The 4183-nt window shown below is 41.6% G+C and carries 5 protein-coding genes and 1 pseudogene; 5 read left to right on the top strand and 1 reads right to left on the bottom strand.

The annotated features are described in order from the left end of the window. Positions 1–300 (top strand): annotated as a pseudogene (locus ACYVI9_RS15100) (transposase); the annotation flags it as partial. Positions 301–626: 326 nt separating this feature from the next. On the opposite strand, the gene ACYVI9_RS15095 reads toward ACYVI9_RS15100, so the two are convergent. Next, positions 627–1004 (bottom strand): hypothetical protein, encoded by a 378-nt coding sequence (locus ACYVI9_RS15095; protein ID WP_460765988.1) that lies wholly within the window; start codon positions 1002–1004, stop codon positions 627–629. Between the two features lie 248 nt (positions 1005–1252). On the opposite strand from ACYVI9_RS15095, the gene ACYVI9_RS15090 reads away from it, so the two are divergent. The 4 genes from ACYVI9_RS15090 to ACYVI9_RS15075 form a co-directional block, all read left to right on the top strand. After that, positions 1253–1570, top strand: a complete 318-nt coding sequence (locus ACYVI9_RS15090; protein WP_460765985.1) for a transposase — start codon at positions 1253–1255, stop codon at positions 1568–1570. Continuing rightward, positions 1567–2622 carry an IS3 family transposase gene (locus ACYVI9_RS15085; RefSeq protein ID WP_460765982.1) on the top strand — a complete coding sequence of 352 codons (1056 nt, stop codon included), beginning with the start codon at positions 1567–1569 and terminating at the stop codon, positions 2620–2622. Before ACYVI9_RS15090 ends, ACYVI9_RS15085 begins: the two co-directional genes overlap by 4 nt. 66 nt (positions 2623–2688) lie before the next feature. After that, positions 2689–3162, top strand: a complete 474-nt coding sequence (locus ACYVI9_RS15080) for a hypothetical protein (protein WP_460765979.1) — start codon at positions 2689–2691, stop codon at positions 3160–3162. Positions 3163–3307: 145 nt separating this feature from the next. Next, the coding region (locus tag ACYVI9_RS15075; RefSeq protein WP_460765976.1) for an IS256 family transposase at positions 3308–4183 on the top strand (876 nt) is incomplete at its 3' end.

Genomic DNA, 4183 nt, shown 5'->3' with positions numbered 1-4183 from the left:
CCATAAATACCGCCACGCTATTGAGTCCTGGCGCCACAACTGGGACTGCCTTACCAGCTATTTTGACTTTCCACTGGAAATCCGAAAAATTATTTATACTACCAATACCATCGAAAACCTGAACCGGAGTATCAGAAAATACACAAAGACAAAAGTCCAGTTCCCCGACGATCAGGCGGCCCTAAAAGCCGTTTACATGGCTATTACCAATATCGAAAAAAAAGTAGCATGCCTATTCAAAATTGGGGCTTCATACTCCATCAGTTCTTAACTATCTTTGAAAACAGATGCCGGATCTAAATGCAGATAATAAATCCGTTTACACAAAATATTTTACAGTCTCGTTATCCGACTTCATTTGATAAGCTATGTCAACCTGTTTGAGTTCATTAATAACACATATAAAGCGTGGAGAAAAACGCACAACGTCTCTTTCTCTTTTGCAACCTAAAAAGTGACAGGGGTACACCCCCTGAATCTGGAACAAGACATTTTTAGGCTGTAGAACTTATCCGGCAAGGATTACAGCCAAATTAACCCCGGATTTATCCAGACAACAATGATAAAAACTAATTTCTTTGTATGAGTGCTTTTACAGCGAAGCCGCTGAATAAATGCTGAACGATTTAATCAATAAATGACCTATAAATCAGTACGCCAAACAATAGTAAAAATGAAGCGACTATGTAAAGTATCAAAAATTGATTTCCCCTTTTTACTTGTTTTTCTTCATAAGATAAAGTCTTTAGCTCACTACTTTTGAGTAAGATGAATAATAATAAATATAGCGGAAGTATTGCAACTCCGATTTTCACATATTGCATCCATTTTTCATCGCTTCTTATTAGGGATAAGCGGTCTGTTTGATTGGTAAGGATTAAAACGGAAATAAAATTCATGACAAACAGAAAGACAATTGTGGTAATTGTTTTAATGTATGCAACACCCTTGGTTTGTCCTGTAGAATAATAGCGATATAGCAAATAGCCATAAAACTTCAACATATTTCATTACCATTTAAAAAGTGCATCTGTTGCTCCTGTCATATCTAAAATACCTAACCCGACACTAATAAGCGGATTGACTTTTACAACTGCTAATATAGATTTGAAAGCTGCTTTGGTTATAGCTCCTGCTTTTTGAGAACTTGTGCTATTGGGATTATTATATACACTAACTGCATCGTGTCTTAGCCCCCTAAAAGGCTGGACTAAATTTGAAAATCAATTTAGTCACAGTAAATTTAGGAATTATGACGAAAACAAGACGACAGTTTACACCTGAGGAGAAGTATAGCATCCTTCAGGAAGCAGAGCGGGAAGGGACCACAGAAATAGCCCGCAAGTATAATCTGGCTCATTCAGTGCTGAGTTATTGGAAGAAAAAGTATCTGGCTAAGGGTAAAGACGGCTTAAAGGCCAGCTATAAGAAGGTTGATCCTCAGCTACGGGCACTGGAAGAAGAGAACGAGCGTTTAAAGAGATTGATAGCCAAACAGGCTATAGAGCTTGAATTTAAAACTGAGCTTTTAAAAAAAAGCGATGCCCATTATCAGAAACTAAGGAAATGATCGTTGCGTACAAAAGCAAGGCGGGTGTGGATAATCTTTGTCAGTGGGCAGCAGTGCCCAGGAGCAGCCTCTATTACCAGGCGCATCCGGGCCCAAGAGGTATAAAGCCCAGCACGCATACCATGATTGGTGGTTGCGGATTAGTGGAAAACAGTCTGGTAGTAGATCAGATGCGTGCTATTCTTTCGATGGATTACTGCGTATACGGATACCGGAAGATGACCGAAGAACTGCGGGATTTGGAGTATCTGATCAACCCTAAGAAGGTGTATCGGCTAATGAAAGAGAGTCACTTGCTGTGCGGCAAGCGCATAAAGGTCCAGGGAAAACGTAAATGGGTGGAGCATCGCCGTATTGAAGCAAAACATCCCATGGAATATCTGTGTCTGGATATCAAATACATCTGGGTGCAGGGCGAAGGCCGCTGGTATTACCAGTTAGCCATCATGGATGTGTTCAGTCGCAGGATCCTGTGCTGGATCTTTCAGCGGAGCGTCCGCCAGACAGATGTAATTGCACTGATGCGATGGTTGGATCTTCGTTTCGGCCTCAAAGGGGTTGTTATCCGCAACGACAATGGTTCACAGTTCATCGCCCATAAGGTACGCGAAGCATTACGGTCAATGGAAGCAAAGCAGGAGTTTACGCATGTGGCCACGCCTGAAGAAAATGCCTATATCGAGGCATTTCATTCTATCCAACAAACGGAGTTGATCGACCGGCATTCTTTTGCAAGCTTCTACGACGCCAAACAGCACATCGCAAAATACATGCACTGGTATAACCGCAGGCGCAAACATGGTGCTATAGGCTTCATTACACCGATACAAAAATGGGCACAGGGCTTATCCCGGACAGCTGTTAAGGCACTAATGAAGCAAGGGGCGATGAACTTGTCAAGGCCGGACAGCATGGCCATGAGCGCGGAGTCCGCTTTGTATAGCCTTGACAAGCACAGCGAACCGGCTTATCTTTGCCTGACTGGTGACCGGGATAACGATGAATTAGTAGCAAACCATTTTGAAAAATCAGTCCAGTTTATTAGGGGTTAAGACAAAAAGATATTACTGAAAATCAAATTCGAAAGAACAAGGTCAAAATAAAAGAGGTGCTTATTAATGAAAAAGATGTTAAAAATTTTATGTTTTATTCTATTGGCTTTACCTTTTTGTGGAATCTCTTGCCAAGGACAAAGTAAGGAGAACAGAGAAACGATAGAACAATCCAAAATGAAAGAGCTAACCTTAATAGTTTCTGTATCAGGAGGACCAAGAGCCCATATTATAGATATTGGTCAAAATAATGAATTAACGTATCGAATAGGTTCGTTTGGTGTCGCAGATGATTTTGACTTATCCAAAGTTAAGTGGAACGATAATTATAAAGACATAAAGAAACAATTAAATAATGAAGGAATAGAGAAGATAGAAAGTTATTGTTCTCGTAAAGAGAATCTAATATTCAATGATCCCAAAATAGTTAAAGATAGTTGGGAATATTATCTCTATATAGATGGAAATAAAGTGGCCTTCGGGCGTAAATTCAATTACGAAGACTTTCCTAAGGTAGTGTTAAATAGTTTGTGTAAATAGATTATTGTTATCTGTATTTAGAGTTATATACCACCGTGCAGGTGAAGCGAAGTGAGGCGGAGCGTAGCGGAGCCGAACGAAGCGAGCCTGCACGGGTAGCGGCCGGCCATTTGGCCCGGATTTTTTAACTTTATAAATACAGTTTATGGAACAAGAAAACAAACTACCCAAGGATTTTTTCAAGCAGTTCAAAGGCAAGCAGGATTTCCTTTCTTTTTTCAATGACCTCTACAAGCAGGGTGTCGAGCAGATGTTGCAGGCAGAATTGGAGGAACATCTCGGCTATGAGAAGCATGCTAAAGAAGGCCACAACAGTGGCAACAGCCGTAACGGCTCCTATCCCAAAAAGGTAAAGACCCAGTCCCTGGGAGACATGGTGCTCAATATCCCCCGGGATCGGAACAGTGAGTTTGAACCGCAGCTTATACCCAAAGGCCAGCGGATGAGCGACAAGCTCGAAGAGTCTATTATCGGCATGTATAGCCGGGGAATGACCACTTCGGATATTGCGGAACAGGTAAAACAGGTTTATGGGGTGGATGTGAGTGAAGGCACTATTTCTAATGTCACCAATCGTATCATCGAGCACGTTAAGGAATGGCAGCAACGACCTTTAGAATCAGTGTATTATACCGTTTGGATGGATGGTATTGTGCTCAAAGTAAAGCAGAATGGTAAGTATATCAACAAATGTATTTACCTGGTTATTGGCCTGAAAAACGATGGATTAAAAGAAGTGCTGGGCATGTGGATGGCTGAAACAGAATCCGCTTCTTTCTGGATGAGTGTACTGACTGATCTGAAAGCCCGGGGTGTGGAAGACATCCTGATTGCCTGTACGGATAATCTCAAAGGATTTACAGATGCCATCAAAGGAGTGTTCCCTGATACGGTAACCCAGCTCTGTATAGTGCACCAGATCCGCAACTCGTGTAAATATGTGGTATGGAAAGACCGAAAGCTCTTCTGTGCCGATTTAAAGGAGGTTTACGGCGCTATAAATCGAGATGCGGCAGAAGCT

The sequence above is a fragment of the Niabella terrae genome (assembly GCF_054783135.1).
Note: the sequence above shows the minus strand (reverse complement) of the source record. Positions and strands in the feature narration are given on the sequence as shown.